At 53.8% G+C, this 14,634-nt stretch carries 16 protein-coding genes; 15 read left to right on the top strand and 1 reads right to left on the bottom strand.

The genetic code is table 11. From position 1 onward, the window contains the following. Positions 1-5: 5 nt before the first annotated feature. The 15 genes from DWB63_RS05030 to DWB63_RS04960 all read left to right on the top strand — a co-directional run bounded on the left by DWB63_RS05030 (position 6) and on the right by DWB63_RS04960 (position 14,035). Positions 6-788 (top strand): hypothetical protein, encoded by a 783-nt coding sequence (locus DWB63_RS05030; RefSeq protein WP_128327721.1) that lies wholly within the window; start codon positions 6-8, stop codon positions 786-788. 15 nt (positions 789-803) lie between these two features. Next, positions 804-1,484, top strand: a complete 681-nt coding sequence (locus DWB63_RS05025; RefSeq protein ID WP_128327720.1) for an HAD hydrolase-like protein — start codon at positions 804-806, stop codon at positions 1,482-1,484. 85 nt (positions 1,485-1,569) lie between these two features. Further along, a complete protein-coding gene (locus DWB63_RS05020) occupies positions 1,570-1,878 on the top strand; it encodes a YggT family protein (protein WP_128327719.1) in 309 nt (102 codons plus the stop codon). 21 nt (positions 1,879-1,899) lie between these two features. Further along, a complete protein-coding gene (locus DWB63_RS05015; RefSeq protein WP_128327718.1) occupies positions 1,900-2,403 on the top strand; it encodes a DivIVA domain-containing protein in 504 nt (167 codons plus the stop codon). A 14-nt stretch (positions 2,404-2,417) separates the two neighbouring features. Then, positions 2,418-2,717 (top strand): DUF167 domain-containing protein, encoded by a 300-nt coding sequence (locus DWB63_RS05010; protein WP_128327785.1) that lies wholly within the window; start codon positions 2,418-2,420, stop codon positions 2,715-2,717. Positions 2,718-2,746: 29 nt separating this feature from the next. Further along, the gene (locus DWB63_RS05005) at positions 2,747-2,977 is read left to right on the top strand and encodes a DUF465 domain-containing protein (protein ID WP_128327717.1); all 231 of its coding nucleotides are present in this window, start codon (positions 2,747-2,749) and stop codon (positions 2,975-2,977) included. A 1-nt stretch (position 2,978) separates the two neighbouring features. Next, positions 2,979-4,670, top strand: a complete 1,692-nt coding sequence (gene ilvB, locus DWB63_RS05000; RefSeq protein WP_128327716.1) for a biosynthetic-type acetolactate synthase large subunit — start codon at positions 2,979-2,981, stop codon at positions 4,668-4,670. A 9-nt stretch (positions 4,671-4,679) separates the two neighbouring features. Then, the gene (gene ilvN, locus DWB63_RS04995) at positions 4,680-5,171 is read left to right on the top strand and encodes an acetolactate synthase small subunit (protein ID WP_128327715.1); all 492 of its coding nucleotides are present in this window, start codon (positions 4,680-4,682) and stop codon (positions 5,169-5,171) included. A 120-nt stretch (positions 5,172-5,291) separates the two neighbouring features. Further along, positions 5,292-6,281: a ketol-acid reductoisomerase gene (gene ilvC, locus DWB63_RS04990; protein WP_128327714.1), complete on the top strand. Its 990-nt coding sequence runs from the start codon at positions 5,292-5,294 to the stop codon at positions 6,279-6,281. A gap of 131 nt (positions 6,282-6,412) precedes the next feature. After that, complete coding sequence (locus DWB63_RS04985; RefSeq protein WP_128327713.1) at positions 6,413-6,985, top strand: DUF5698 domain-containing protein; 573 nt, start codon at positions 6,413-6,415, stop codon at positions 6,983-6,985. Between the two features lie 922 nt (positions 6,986-7,907). Next, positions 7,908-8,309, top strand: a complete 402-nt coding sequence (locus DWB63_RS04980) for a LysR family transcriptional regulator (protein WP_128327712.1) — start codon at positions 7,908-7,910, stop codon at positions 8,307-8,309. Between the two features lie 137 nt (positions 8,310-8,446). Further along, positions 8,447-11,488 carry a formate dehydrogenase-N subunit alpha gene (fdnG, locus tag DWB63_RS04975; RefSeq protein WP_128327711.1) on the top strand — a complete coding sequence of 1,014 codons (3,042 nt, stop codon included), beginning with the start codon at positions 8,447-8,449 and terminating at the stop codon, positions 11,486-11,488. Between the two features lie 11 nt (positions 11,489-11,499). Continuing rightward, a complete protein-coding gene (locus tag DWB63_RS04970; RefSeq protein ID WP_128327710.1) occupies positions 11,500-12,234 on the top strand; it encodes a 4Fe-4S dicluster domain-containing protein in 735 nt (244 codons plus the stop codon). An 82-nt stretch (positions 12,235-12,316) separates the two neighbouring features. Then, entirely contained in the window at positions 12,317-13,231 is a 915-nt protein-coding gene (locus tag DWB63_RS04965; RefSeq protein ID WP_128327709.1) for a formate dehydrogenase accessory protein FdhE, read from the top strand. Between the two features lie 18 nt (positions 13,232-13,249). Then, complete coding sequence (locus DWB63_RS04960; protein WP_128327708.1) at positions 13,250-14,035, top strand: formate dehydrogenase accessory sulfurtransferase FdhD; 786 nt, start codon at positions 13,250-13,252, stop codon at positions 14,033-14,035. A gap of 20 nt (positions 14,036-14,055) precedes the next feature. On the opposite strand, the gene DWB63_RS04955 is transcribed toward DWB63_RS04960, so the two are convergent. After that, complete coding sequence (locus DWB63_RS04955) at positions 14,056-14,625, bottom strand: chalcone isomerase family protein (protein ID WP_128327707.1); 570 nt, start codon at positions 14,623-14,625, stop codon at positions 14,056-14,058. Positions 14,626-14,634 lie beyond the last annotated feature (9 nt).

Here is a 14,634-nt window from a genome sequence, read left to right as displayed (position 1 = left end):
AATATATGCTGCTGTCTTTCCCTTACATGCATCCCGAATTGTGGTCGGGCGACGAGCTGGAAGGGCTTACTTTTTTCGATCCGGGCCTGTTGGATGAGCCGGGTGACAACGCTTTTCGGCCAGAAGGGCTGCCTTTGGACCCCAAAACCTCCCGTTCACTGCTCAACGACTGCATCAATTTCGGTGAGCAGTTCAAGGACCCTGCCGAAATGGCCTATTTCGGGGCATACACTGCCGATGATTTCTACGAAGGTTCTTCCATGTCCATCCAGGCCCAGTTGACCCGCCAATTTGACGACGGGCAAGGGACTAAGGATGACCGTGAGGAACGTGAGGCGCGCTCCAAGGCGCAGTTCGTTCTGCTCCTGGCCTGGTTTTTCGAGGAGCGCATCATGGAACTGGTGGGCTTGGAGCAGGGTATCAGAAACGGTTGGGACTCCATGGATCAGTCTTTGGGTGTGGACGAGGACGATCGCCTCAATGAGCGGGTGACTTCTCTTGGAAACGCCATGAGTCATACCGGTGGAGCTTCGGACGGTCAGGAGATCCCTCTGCCCTGGCAGCGGGTCATCGAGGCGTTGCCCGCCTTTGTCCCGGAGGACACGGTGCTGGTCTGTGCCGATCCCGAGATTTTCGGGGTGTGGGAGGAATACGGCATCGAGTTCAAGGAAGATGAGGAAGGGTGTTTTATCGCCACGCTGCCTGCATGGAAATTCGGCTGCCGTCGCAGTGAGCCGAAGAATATGCCCATGGCCCTCAGGGAATTGACCGTTGCAATCCTCAAATAGCATCAGGAGATATTCATGGCGCTTGCCAACCCGATAATGAACCCCCGCCTGTTGGAGGGTCTTAAGACCATTGTCTTTGACAACGACGGGGTGCTCATCGATTCCTACGAGGCCAACATGCGTTACTATGGGGCGATCAAGGAGCAGCTTGGCCTACCGCCCATGACGGATGCGGAGAAGGTGTTCGTGCATACACGGACGCATAACGAGGCCGTCCGACATATCGTTTCGGCCGATCAGGTTGATCGGGCGTTCGAGATTATCGGAGGGTTCGATTCCGCTTCCCTGCAGCAATACCTCAAGCGATCAATCGGTATACGCGAGTTTTTGTGCTGGCTTCGCGGCATGGGGTTCGGTCTGGCCGTCAACACCAGCCGAGGCCAATCCATGGACATGATTCTGGAGATGATGGATTTGGAGGGCTTTTTTCATCCGGTCATCACCTCCTGCAAGGTCAGTCTTCCCAAGCCGCATCCGGAGGGATTGTACAGGATTATGCATGAGCACGGCGTTCGGCCGCATGAAGTGGCCTATATCGGCGACTCCATTGTCGACCAGAAGGCGGCACAGGCGGCAGGAGTCCGTTTCTGGGCGTATAGGGATTCGAGATTGTCCGCCGAGGTTCACATAGAGAACTTTTGGGACATCAGGGCCGCTATGCAGCGTTGTTATAAAGGAAACTCTCTCACGTATTAGGACTTGATTCTTGCTATTCTGTGTGCGAAATTACCATCATTGATATTAATGGCGTGCATTGTGTGCCACGCCACATGGAGGCCTCATGGACTTGATTGTCCGAGCTATCGCAACTGTTCTTGATATTGTTCTCACCGCCTATTTCTGGATCGTCATAATATCCGCTCTTCTTTCTTGGGTGAACCCGGATCCGTACAATCCCATTGTGCGTTTCCTGCGCGGTGTTACGGAGCCTGTCTTTTACAAGATTCGAAGATGGATTCCCTTTGCCGTTGTAGGTGGTATCGACCTTTCGCCCCTCGTCGTCATTCTGGCCATCAAGGTGTGCCAGATCGTCGTTGTGGGCAATCTTATGCGGTTGGCCTATTCCATAGGCAGCGGCATACCAATGTAGTCAACGACCAGGAGGACTGTCATGACGGTTTCCAAAATCGATTTGCTCAACAAGCAGTTTTCGCGGAGCATGTTCGGCTATTCCCGCATGGAGGTGGATCAGTTCCTTTTGGAATTGGCCGAAGTCATGGGGGATGCCATTGATACTCAGAAGGAAATGCGCAAGAAGATCAAGCGATTGGAAGTATCCCTGAAGGAGTACCGTCAGCGTGACGAAACCCTGCGTGACACCCTCATGTCCACCCAGAAGATAGTGGATGATCTCAAGGTGGCAGCCAGCAAGGAGGCGCAGCTCATTCTGGATGAGGCGCGGACCAGGGCGGACGCCACTGTCCAGAAGGGGCACAGCCGTCTGGCTCAGATGCACGAGGAAATAGAATCCCTGAAGCGGACCCGGACCCAGTTCGAGATCCAGCTCAAAGGTCTGCTCAACTCGCATCTGGAGATGTTGGAGATGAGCAATCCCGAGCGGGACAAGATCGAGGAGATCGAGTCCAAGCTCAAGTATCTGAAAAAAGCCGAGTAGGGCGGGGAAGGGTTATTTCCAGACCAGTATTTGTCAGCCGGGATGAAGAAGGGTGGTGTCTGGACGTATGGGCGCAGCCGGGAGCAAAGAAGAACGAGATTGCCGGTGAGTACCAGGAGTGCTTGAAAATACGCCTCAATGCTCCGGCCGTGGATAACAAGGCCAACAAGGGGTTGGTGAAATTTCTGGCTGAGTTGTTGAAATTGAAAAAAAATCAGGTTGTGATCGTATCCGGGTATACAAACCGGAGAAAACGTCTGATACTCAATACCGCGGTCGAGCCGGACTGGAAGAGTCTTCTTTCAGGGGGTTGAACGCGATAACCTGTAAAAAGGAGCTGCACATGGAAGCCAAAGACCTTGAACTCATTGAGAAGTACGGGGCCGAAGATACGCAAATCAAGGCTCTGTGGGAACAACATATCACGTACGAAAAGATGCTGGATAAGCTTGAATCCAAGACCTATCTGTCTCCCACTGAGATCCAGGAAGTGAAGGAACTCAAGAAGAAGAAGCTGGCCGGCAAGACCACGTTGTTGGGTCTGCTCAAAGCATATCGCGAATCGGAGGCATAGTATGAAATTGACCGGGGCCCAGATCCTTCTCAAGAGTCTGGAAATGGAAGGTGTTGATGTCATGTTCGGTTTCCCCGGGGGAGCCGTGATCGACATTTATGATGAGATACCCAAGTCGTCTGTCGAGCATATTCTAGTGCGTCACGAGCAGGGCGCGATTCATGCTGCTGACGGTTATGCCAGGGCCACCGGGCAGGTAGGGGTATGTCTTGTCACTTCCGGTCCCGGAGCCACCAATACGGTTACCGGCATTGCAACGGCGTATGCCGATTCCATTCCGGTCGTCATTTTTACCGGTCAGGTACCCCGGGCCCTGATCGGCAACGACGCCTTTCAAGAGGTGGACATCGTCGGTATCACCAGGCCGTGCACCAAGCACAATTACCTGGTGCAGGATATCGAGGATCTGGCCACCACCATCAAGCAGGCTTTTTATCTCGCTCGTTCGGGGCGTCCCGGTCCGGTCCTGGTGGATCTGCCCAAGGATGTCCAACAGCAGGTGGCCGAGTTCAATTATCCTGAAGAAGTGTCCATGCGCAGCTACAAACCGACCAAAAAACCGCACATCGGGCAGGTTCGCAAGGTGGTCAAGCTGTTGAAAAACGCCAAGAAACCGCTTTTTTATTCCGGCGGCGGCGTCATTACCTCAGGGAGCCACGATGAGCTTACCTGGTTGGGACAAAAGCTAAACATTCCGGTAACCTCTACCCTCATGGGCTTGGGCGCTTTTCCCGGGGACGACGACCTGTTCCTGGGGATGCTCGGCATGCACGGCACCTATGCCGCCAACATGGCGGTGAACAACTGCGATTTGCTCCTGGCTGTTGGTGCGCGGTTCGATGATCGTGTGACGGGCAAGGTGGATACCTTCGCACCTAACGCGACTATCGTGCATATTGATGTGGATCCGACTTCCATCCAGAAGAACGTGTCGGTCCATGTGCCGTTGGTTGCGGATTGCAAGCCCGCTTTGGCCGCGCTCAAAAAGGAGACCGAGGCGACATTCGGTGATTTTGATTGGGCTGGCAATCACAAGGAGTGGGTGGACACGGTACAGGCATGGGCCAAGGAGCATCCGCTCACCTACAATGATGACGGCTCGAGCATCAAGCCGCAGTACGTTGTCGAAAAAATTTATGAAATCACCAAGGGTGATGCGATTATCGCCACGGAAGTCGGCCAGAACCAGATGTGGGCGGCCCAGTTCTACAAGTATACCCGGCCAAACACGCTGCTGACCTCTGGCGGTCTGGGCACCATGGGTTACGGATTTCCGGCGGCCCTGGGCGCACAGCGCGCTTTCCCCGACAAACTGGTCATCGACATTGCCGGTGACGGTTCCATCCAGATGTGCATCCAGGAAATGATGACCGCGGTCTGTAACAAATTGCCCGTGAAGATCGTCATCCTCAACAACGGCTACCTCGGGATGGTCCGCCAGTGGCAGGAGCTCTTCTACGAGAAGAATTACTGCGCCACCTGCATGGACGCCCAGCCCGATTTCGTCAAGTTGGCCGAGGCCTACGGGGCTGTCGGATTTCGGGTGACCGAGAAGAAGGACGTGGAATCGACCCTGCGCCAGGCCTTTGAGGTGGACAAGCCGGTCATCGTGGACATCCGCGTGGAAAAGGAAGAGAACGTCTATCCCATGGTCCCGGCCGGAGCGTCGCTGACCGAGATGCTGCTGGTCTAGGAGATCATGATGAGCAAACATACACTTTCCGTGATGGTCGAAAATGAACCGGGTGTTCTGTCCCGTGTGGCCGGGCTGTTCTCCGGCCGCGGCTTTAATATCTATTCCCTGAACGTGGCTCCCACGCTGGAAAAGGACGTCTCTCTCATGACCATAGTGGCCGAGGGCGACGATGCCATCGTTGAACAGATCGTCAAGCAGCTTCGAAAACTTGTTCCCACCATAAAAGTCAAGGATCTCACTGAACTGAAGTCCGTTGATCGCGAAATGGTCTTGCTCAAGGTCAATGCAGAGGATTCAAAACGCGCGGAAATTTTGCGTATTGTTGACATCTTCAGGTGCAAGGTTGTAGACGTCAGCGTCGACGAAGTGACCATTGAGGTTACGGGTGACCAAGGCAAGATCGGCGCACTCGTCAACTTGCTCACCCGTTTCGGTATCAAAGAGATCGCCCGCACCGGGAACGTTGCCATGCAGCGTTCCATGCAGATCGACCTATAATTCGCAACCAGGTGATTTTCCGGGCCAGGGGCGGCAGCCTCTCGCCCGGGTTTTGCACATGTTTATATAAATCGAGCGATTGCGGCCCAGCAGGGCAAAAAATATCGAGGAGATATTCCCATGAAAGTGTATTACGAGAAAGACGCGGACCTGAACTTGTTGAAAGATAAAACCGTGGCCATCGTCGGCTACGGCAGCCAGGGTCACGCCCATGCGCAGAATCTGCGTGATTCCGGCATCAACGTCATCGTGGCCCAGCGCCCCGGCGGCCCCAACTATGACCTTGCCAAGGAACACGGCTTCGAGCCCATGTCCGTGGCCGATGCTTCCAAAAAGGCCGACATGATCATGATCCTGCTGCCTGACCAGTATCAGGCAGATGTCTTTGCCAGCGAGATTCTCCCGAACCTGGAGCCTGGCAACGTCATTGCCTTCGGCCACGGTTTCAACGTTCATTTTCAGCAGATCGTGCCGCCCAAGGGCGTGGACTGCGTCATGATTGCCCCCAAGGGACCCGGCCACCTGGTGCGCCGTACCTACACCGAGGGCGGAGCGGTTCCCTGTCTGGCCGCTGTTGCAACTGACGCCTCCGGCAAGGCCATGGATATCGCCCTGGCCTATGCCAAGGGCATCGGCGGCACCCGTTCCGGTGTTATCGAGACCACCTTCAAGGAAGAGACCGAGACCGACCTGTTCGGCGAGCAGGCCGTGCTTTGCGGCGGTCTGACCGCGCTGTGCAAGGCCGGGTTCGACACTCTGGTTGAAGCCGGGTATCAGCCCGAAGTTGCGTATTTCGAGTGCCTGCATGAGCTCAAGCTCATCATTGACCTCATGTACGAGGGTGGCATGGCCAAGATGCGTTACTCCATCTCTGACACCGCCGAGTACGGCGACTATGTCACTGGCCCCCGTATCATTACCGATGAGACCCGTGAAGAGATGCGCCGTGTGCTCAAGGACATCCAGCAGGGCAAGTTTGCTCGCGATTTCATCCTGGATAACAAGGCCGGCCAGGTTGGCCTCAAGACCATGCGCCGCATCGGTGCCGAGTCCCAGATCGAGGAAGTCGGCGGCCGTTTGCGTGAAATGATGAGCTGGCTGAAAAAGTAAGTTCATCACCATGATGTCGAGAGGGCGGTTCCGTTTCGGAGCCGCCCTTTTTTTGTCACGATAATATCGCTTGACCACAGGGATAAACGTCTATAGATCACGCTCTCCAAATCAATCTTTGAGGGTTTGCAATGACGATAGATGTCCTTTTTCTTGGGATACTTATATTTCTCGCCGAAGTGGCTGTGCTGACAATCGGCACCGTCCGAACCATGGTGACCGTGCTTGGGGAATCCCGGGCTGCATTTTATCTTGGTTGTCTGGAGATGACTTTGTGGGTTTTCGGCACTTCCGCTGTCCTGCTCAAGGTCGGCGACGAGCCGTTGCTCGGAGTTTTCTATGCGGTCGGTTTTGCCTGCGGCAACGTCGTCGGCATCATGGCCGAAAAGAAGTTGGCACTGGGCAATGTCGTTGTTCGGATCATTTCTGCCTGGAAGGGGCAGGATATTGCCTGTGCGGTCCGCCAGGCCGGTTTCATGATCACCACGGTGGCGGGTGAGGGGTCACTGGGCCCTGTTACCGTCCAGTTCGTGGTCTGCAAGCGCAAGGACATGAAGCAGCTTCTCGCTGTGGCGCGGTCTATCGATCCCGATCTGTTCTATACTTTCGAGACTGCAGGCGGAGCCAGCGAGGTGCCCAGCCCGTCCGCCAGTCGTGTTGCCAAGCTTCTCGGTCCCATCAAACGTGTAGTTCCACAGTTATGATCTAGGTTTTTTCAAGATCGGTTCCACTGTCCCTAGTGGAGTGTGGGCCGCTCCAAGGGCTGCCAAGTCGGTTCGGGGTCATCGGCATCAGGGTGTACCGTCGAATTCTTGCGCTCATTGTTTTTGCCTGCAAATTCAGATCATAGGGATAGTCAGCTAGGTCGTCCTTGAAGCTCGCTGAGAAGTGAAGCCCGAACCGATGCATTCCGTTCACCGTTTGTGTGACCACGGTTTTGTGTACCCATGGTTATGCTTTCCGGTGTTTAGTCACGCGCTACGAACGGTGTGGTTCTAGTTTCCGCAAAGACGGAATATATTGAATTGATCCCAGGCGGATTATCAACCGGCAGGGCATCGTGTTTTTCACCTGCACTATTCCTGAATGCTGTAGTTTGAAGGAGTGGTGTGCAGGTTGGCATCGATAATATCTATTTCAAACAGATATGAAGTCTATTGTTGAAGGCGGTATGATAACAGCTTTGCCAACTTGACCACAGTTTGGCACCACTATTTGTTGATGAAGTGAAATATATGGATTCTTTGTAACGGGCTGACATAATGAGTTAAAAACATATCTGGAAAACAATGCATAGGAAAGGCTTGTTCTGTATGTTTCTAACACGCTGAATTTTAGGGATAAAATAAAAGCGGTGCTGAATCGTTGTGCAGTGGTCGCTTATTTGAAAAATGCATTCATTATACAATAAGTTTTTTATGTCTTGATGAGCATAATGAAATTTATGGAAGATCCTTGATGCGCAGTAACCGTTTGCCGGGGCTTTTCAAGACCATCGGCGGTGAAAGCCTGATGCTAGGCCAGAGGCATTTTACCAGCATAGATGTTGTGAGTAGTGGCGGTGGCAGGTTGATGGTGAAAAGCGCGTTCTTAATATTCCCCAAAAGTTGTTTCGGGAGGTAAGTCATGTCGAATACCAACGCTTTGGAGAAAGGATCAGTTTCTCAGGTCGGTCCAACCATGAGGATGCATCTTTGGTTCGAAACGAACCAGGGCGTTCTTTTCGGACTTGGTCGTTTGCAATTGTTACAAAAAGTGGAGCGGTGCGGTTCTTTGAAAGCTGCGGCCGAATCGCTCGGAATGTCCTATCGAGGTGCTTGGGGCAAGATCAAAACCACAGAGGAATTGATCGGTCAAAAGCTTATTGAGCGAGCGGACAACAGACGTGCCGGATATCACCTTACTCCTTTTGGTCTCGTTATCGCCCAGAGCTATGACCGTTGGTACCAGGAGGTTGAGTCCTACGCGCTTTCCAAAAGTCATGAATTACTTCCGTTTTCTCTGGAACCTTACGACGGAGAGATGTAGTTCTGTCTTCAATGTGTTAAATATAACATATTGAAATTATTGATTTTAATGATATGGTTCCATTGCTTGAGCATATCGTTCAAGGCTGAAACAGCCGGGCAGCATACTGCGCGGCGTATATCAAGGAGGCCATAGGTATGAAACTCGACCGCCGAAGCTTTATGAAGCTCGCAGGCTCTGGAGCGGCGTGTCTCACCCTCGGTCAGCTCGGAGTCAATTTGTCTCCGGTCAAGGCCTACGCAGCAGATCTCAAGATCTCCGGCGCAAAAGAGGTTGTGACTGTTTGCCCGTTCTGTTCGGTGAGCTGCCACATTATCGGTTATGTCAAGGACGGCAAGCTCGTTAATACAGAGGGCGACCCGGACTATCCCATCAACGAGGGGTCTTTGTGTGCAAAGGGCGCGGCCATGTTCACCATGACCACCAGTCACCACAGACTGCAAAAGCCCCTGTACCGTGCTCCCTACAGTGATAAGTGGGAAGAAAAGAGCTGGGACTGGATGCTGGACCGCATAGCGCGGCGCATCAAGGACACTCGCGACAAGGACATTATCCTTAAGAACAAGAAGGGCGATACGGTCAACCGTCTCGAATCCATGTTCCTGCTGGGCACCTCCCATGCAGGCAACGAGGAATGCGCCATCGCCCACCAAGCCATGCGCAGCCTCGGTGTCGTCCACATGGACCACCAGGCAAGGATCTGACACAGCGCAACTGTTGCGGCTCTGGGAGAGTCGTTCGGACGCGGTGCGATGACCAACCACTGGATCGACATCAAGAATGCCGATTCAATCCTCATAATGGGCAGTAATGCTGCCGAACATCATCCGATTTCATTCAAGTGGGTATTGCAGGCCAAGGACAAGGGCGCCACTGTTATGCATGTGGACCCGAAGTTCTCCCGCACTTCCGCACGGTCGGATTTCCATGTTCCCTTGCGGTCCGGTACGGATATCGCCTTCCTTGGGGGCATGATCAAGTACATCGTTGATAACGAAAAGTATTTCAAGGAATACATTGTCGAATACACCAATGCCGCGCTCGTCGTTGGCAAGGATTTCGGCTTCAAGGACGGGCTTTTCACCGGTTACGATGAAAAGAGCCGGACCTACGACAAGAGCAAGTGGGGATTCGAGATGGATGCCAACGGTGTTCCCAAGCGCGACAAGAGCTTGAAGAACCCCAGGTGCGTGTTCCAGCTCCTCAAACACCACTACTCGCGCTATGACCTGGAAACCGTTTCTTCCACCACTGGCGTTACCAAGGAAAACCTCTTGAAGGTCTACAAGGCCTTTGCCGCGACCGGACAGCCGGACAAGGCCGGAACCGTCATGTATGCCCTTGGCTGGACTCAGCATACCGTGGGCGTGCAGAACATTCGTTCAGCCGGTATCATCCAGCTTCTGCTGGGTAATATCGGCGTGGCTGGCGGCGGCATCAATGCCCTGCGCGGCGAACCGAACGTTCAGGGTTCCACTGACCATACCTTGCTGTACCACATCATTCCCGGATACATGGCCATGCCGCACAACGGCTGGCAGACCTATGACGAATACATCAAGGGCAATACCCCGGTGAGCAGCGATCCGCAGTCCGCCAACTGGTGGCAGCACAAGCCCAAGTACTTTGCCAGCCTGCTGAAGGCCTGGTACGGCGACAAGGCCACCAAGGAAAACGGCTTTTGTTATGAACTGCTCCCCAAGATCGAAAAGGGCGAAGACTATTCCTATATGTTCCTGTTCGATCGGATGTACCAAAATAAAATCCGGGGCGGCATCATCATCGGTCTGAACCCCATGAACAGTGTGCCCAACACTAACAAGGTCAGAAAGGCCCTGGACAACCTGGAGTGGCTGGTCACTTCCGAGCTTCATCATTCCGAGACCACGGACAACTGGCACCGTCCCGGGGTTGATCCGAAAAAGATCAAAACCGAGGTATTCTTGCTGCCTTCCGCCCATCGTCTGGAAAAAGACGGCTCCGTCACCAACTCCGGCCGTTGGCTGCTCTGGCATTACCAGGTGGTCAAGCCCGCGTTCGAATCCAAGCCCTTCGGCGATATGTTCTGCGGCTTCATGTCCCGAGTGAAGAAGCTGTACGAAAAGGAAGGCGGGAAGCTCCCTGAGGCCGTTACCTGGCTGGATTACCCGGAAACCTATGATCCTGATGATTTGTGTCAGCGCATCAATGGTCGCTTCACCAAGGATGTCGAGATCAAGGGCAAGATGTATAAGAAGGGGCAGCAGGTCCCGTCCTTCACCGCCCTGGGCGACGACGGTTCCACCAGCAGCCTCAACTGGCTCTACGCCGGAAGTTACACTGAAGAAGACGGTAACAAGGCCAAGCGCCGTAGCACCTCTCAGACCGAAATGCAGAAGAACATCGGTCTGTTCCCCAACTGGTCCTGGTGTTGGCCCGTCAACCGGCGCATCCTGTACAACCGCGCTTCCGTGGATCTGAACGGCAAGCCCTACAACCCGGCCAAGGCTGTCATCGAATGGAAGGACGGCAAGTGGGTTGGCGATGTGCCTGATGGCGGATGGCCGCCCATGGCCACCGGCAAGGGACGGTACCCGTTCATCATGTCCAAGCACGGTTTCGGTCAGCTTTACGGCCCTGGTCGTATGGACGGTCCGTTCTCCGAACACTACGAACCGGTCGAGACGCCTGTGAATGTGAACAAGTTCTCCAAGCAGCTCAGCAGCCCGGTTTACAAGTTCACTTCCAGCAACATGGACAAACTGGCCAAGCCTGCCGATCCCAAGTTCCCCATCGTGCTGACTACGTACAGCCTGACGGAGCACTGGTGCGGCGGCGGCGAGACCCGAAACATCCCGAACCTGCTTGAAGCCGAGCCTCAGCTGTATGTTGAGATGAGCCCGGAACTGGCGCAGGAAAAGGGCATCAAGAACGGTGACGGGGTGATCGTCGAGAGTATCCGCGGCAAGGTCGAGGCCATTGCCATGGTCACTATCCGCATGCGTCCGCTTCTGATTCATGGTCAGATCATTCATGAAATAGGTATGCCGTTCTGCTTCGGCTGGACGACTCCCGGGACCGGTGACGCCACCAACAGGCTCACGCCTTTCGTTGGTGACCCGAATACCACCATTCCCGAGTTCAAAGCCTGTTGTGTGAATATCCGTAAAGCCGACAAGCTCACTGAGCTGGCAACCTAAGGAGAAACGCCATGCCAAAGACGATATTGATAGATACGTCCCGCTGCACAGCGTGCCGCGGTTGTCAGATAGCCTGCAAGGAATGGCATGAACTGCCTGCCAACAAGACGACCCAGTATCATTGGGGCAGTCATCAGAATCCGCAGGACTTGAATCCGAACAACTATAAACTGGTTCGCTTCAGCGAACATCTTGAGAACGACGTGATCCGGTGGAATTTCTTCCCGGATCAATGTCGCCACTGCGACGTTCCTCCCTGCAAGGAACTCGGTGACGTCTACGTTGACGGTGCCATCCTCAAGGATGAAAAGACCGGAGCGGTTGTCTTCACCGACAAGACCAAGGACTTCGACAAGGACCAGGCTGAAGAGGTCAGACAAGCGTGTCCGTACAACATTCCCCGGCGCAACGATGAAACCGGGCTCATGTCCAAGTGTACCATGTGCAATGAGCGCATTCACAACGGCATGATCCCCGCGTGTGTCAAGGTCTGTCCTACGGGTGCCATGCAGTTTGGCGATCGCGCAGACATGCTCAAGCTTGCCGAAATGCGCTTGGCCACTTTGAAAAAAGCTTGGCCCAAGGCGATGCTTGCAGATCCCGAGGATGTCAACGTCATCTATCTGCTGATCGACGATCCCGAGAACTATCACGAGTTCACGGTTGCAGACGCATCTGTCGATCCCATGTCGAAAAAGCAATTCCTTGCCACGTTGGCAAGACCCTTCAAGGCTATGAAGGCTTAACCAAATAATCCTCTCCGCAGGTGGTCGGAGTGTTCCAAGTCAGGGGACGCTCCGGCCACATTGCGAGAGAATGGAGCGCTCCATGAAATCCGTTTCCGCTCAGAAGACAGTTGATTCGACTCTCAATGCAATTAAGGAACGTACCCGGGCGTATATGGAACTTGTCGAAAAGTTCGGTCCTCTTTTCCTGGAAAAAGCCCGGTTGCAGGATGAATTGCTCACCCTCGAGATGGTTGTCCCTCAGATAGACGCGACACGAATCAGCGCAGGAGTTCCGATTCTGGTGGATGAAGATTTTTCCCAGTGGGCCGGAAGCATGCAGCAGGCTGTCGTACGGTTGCTCCCCCTGCTTTCGGATGTGCTCAAATTACCCGAAGAGACGTGGAAGATTTTGCAAGAATATCTGGACGATCCCGACAATATTTCGGGGCTTGCCCAGGCTAGGATTGAAGGTAACTGGAAACACTTTGAGAACACCTCCGTACAGCTTGGAATCGCACCGTACACAACATTGCTGTATATTTCAGAGACCGTTTTCGCTCCTGTCTTATGTGCTATAGTTGACAGCTTGGGCGAGCCCCTTACCAATCTGGCATGGGATCAAGGATATTGCCCCGTTTGCGGGTCCACTCCTTCCATTTCACATCTTTCCCCCAAAGAAGTTACCGATTTGGACCAACTGATCGGTGGCGGGGGAAAGAAGTTCCTGCATTGTTCCCTCTGTGGTCACGACTGGCGTTTTAAGCGTAATGTCTGTGCGGCTTGCGGCAATGATGATAATGAATCACGTGAAGTTTTCTATCTTGACGATGTGAAATATGAACGGATCGAGGCCTGCCACAAGTGCGGCAAGTACTGTTTGAATATCGACATGCGCGAGTGTGAACCGCATCCTCATCTGGATACCGTTCAGCTGGGTCTTATCCATCTTGATATCTTTGCTCGGAAAAACAGATTGAGTCCGATTTCGCCGAGCCTTTGGAATGGTGTTGAATAGGGTGGCATAAGGAATCATATGTCGATTATCCGTTTGAGAGCCATAGAGGGTCAGGCCGGTATTGATAAGGCCAGGCGGCCTGTCGAGGATCGGCCGATCCAATTGGCGAGTACTGTGACATTACAGCGATATTCCGAGGGAAAGCTGTCCTTCAAGGATGATCTGATCGCAGAGGAATCCGACCTCAAGCTCCAGATCAACGGACAGCAGGAGGCCGTACTTGCGCGAACGCCGGGCGATGACCTGAATCTGGTTGCAGGCTATCTGTTTGCCTGTTCCATGATCCGCTGCCCCGAGGACATCATGAATATGTCGTTCGCCTATCAAGGCGTTTCCCGTGTGGAGGTGACCCTCATGACTCCCCGTGCGGTGCGGCGAATCTATCCTTCGCCGCACCCATTTCGCATCAGGCCGGAAAAACTCTTCGAGTACAAGGAATTGTTCGAGCAGCGGCAGAATCTGTTCAAGAACACGGGGTCCACACATGCGGCAGCCCTGTTTTCGGCAGAGGGTCAACTGGTCTCTTTCGGTGAGGATGTGGGGCGGCATAACGCTTTTGACAAGGCCATCGGCAAATCCCTTCTCGAAGGGACATTGGAGCATGCGACCATAGCCATGCTTTCATCGAGGTTGGCCCTGGAGCTGACCACCAAGGCGAGCACGGCCAATATTCCCATTTTATGCGGTTTTTCCGCAGCCACGAGTTCCGCCATCACCTATGCGGAAAGAAACAACATCAGTCTTGTCGGACGTATCCGGAAAGATTCGTTCAATGTCTACGCGAACGGCTGGCGTTTCAAGTAGGGAGCGGTTTTCGCGTTGGATTATTGGCCACCGAGAATGGCTTTCTTGAAGCTCTTGCCCGGCCCCGGTTTCGGCCCGATCCAGGTAGCCAGAAGGGCATCGGCAAAGTCTTTTCCCGGTATGCCGCCCTTTGGCTGTCCGGCCACCATGACATCGGTTCCTGCCACCGGATCATAGGTGAAGCCCATGACTTCGCCTTCCTTTATGTCTGTCATCATTTCCGCCAATTGATCGAATTTGGCCCTGAGTTCCGGGGTGACGTTCTTCACGTTGGCCTCAAGGCCTTCGAACCAGGCTTTGTTGATGTCTTTCGCGTCCACATCGCGCAGGAAGTGCATGAGCATCATCCTGGGAGCGTCGTTTTGCAGGATGGCGTCAGCGTCGCTGGATTTATCAACCAGGTAGAGACCGGCCACATACACGTCAAACACGAACTTCTCGCGGAGTGCGATGCCGTTGAGAAAGAGTTGCTGGTCTCCAACAATCTGGGAGTCGAGGAGAATTACGCCTGCGAGCCCTGCACTCATGGCCGGGGTGTGCATCAGCAGGCTCAGAAGTAAGGCGGCAACGGCGGCGGGCAATGATTTCATGGTCTGTCC

Source organism: Pseudodesulfovibrio sp. S3, assembly GCF_004025585.1.
GTDB lineage: Bacteria > Desulfobacterota > Desulfovibrionia > Desulfovibrionales > Desulfovibrionaceae > Pseudodesulfovibrio.
This window is presented reverse-complemented; position numbering and strand designations above follow the sequence as displayed.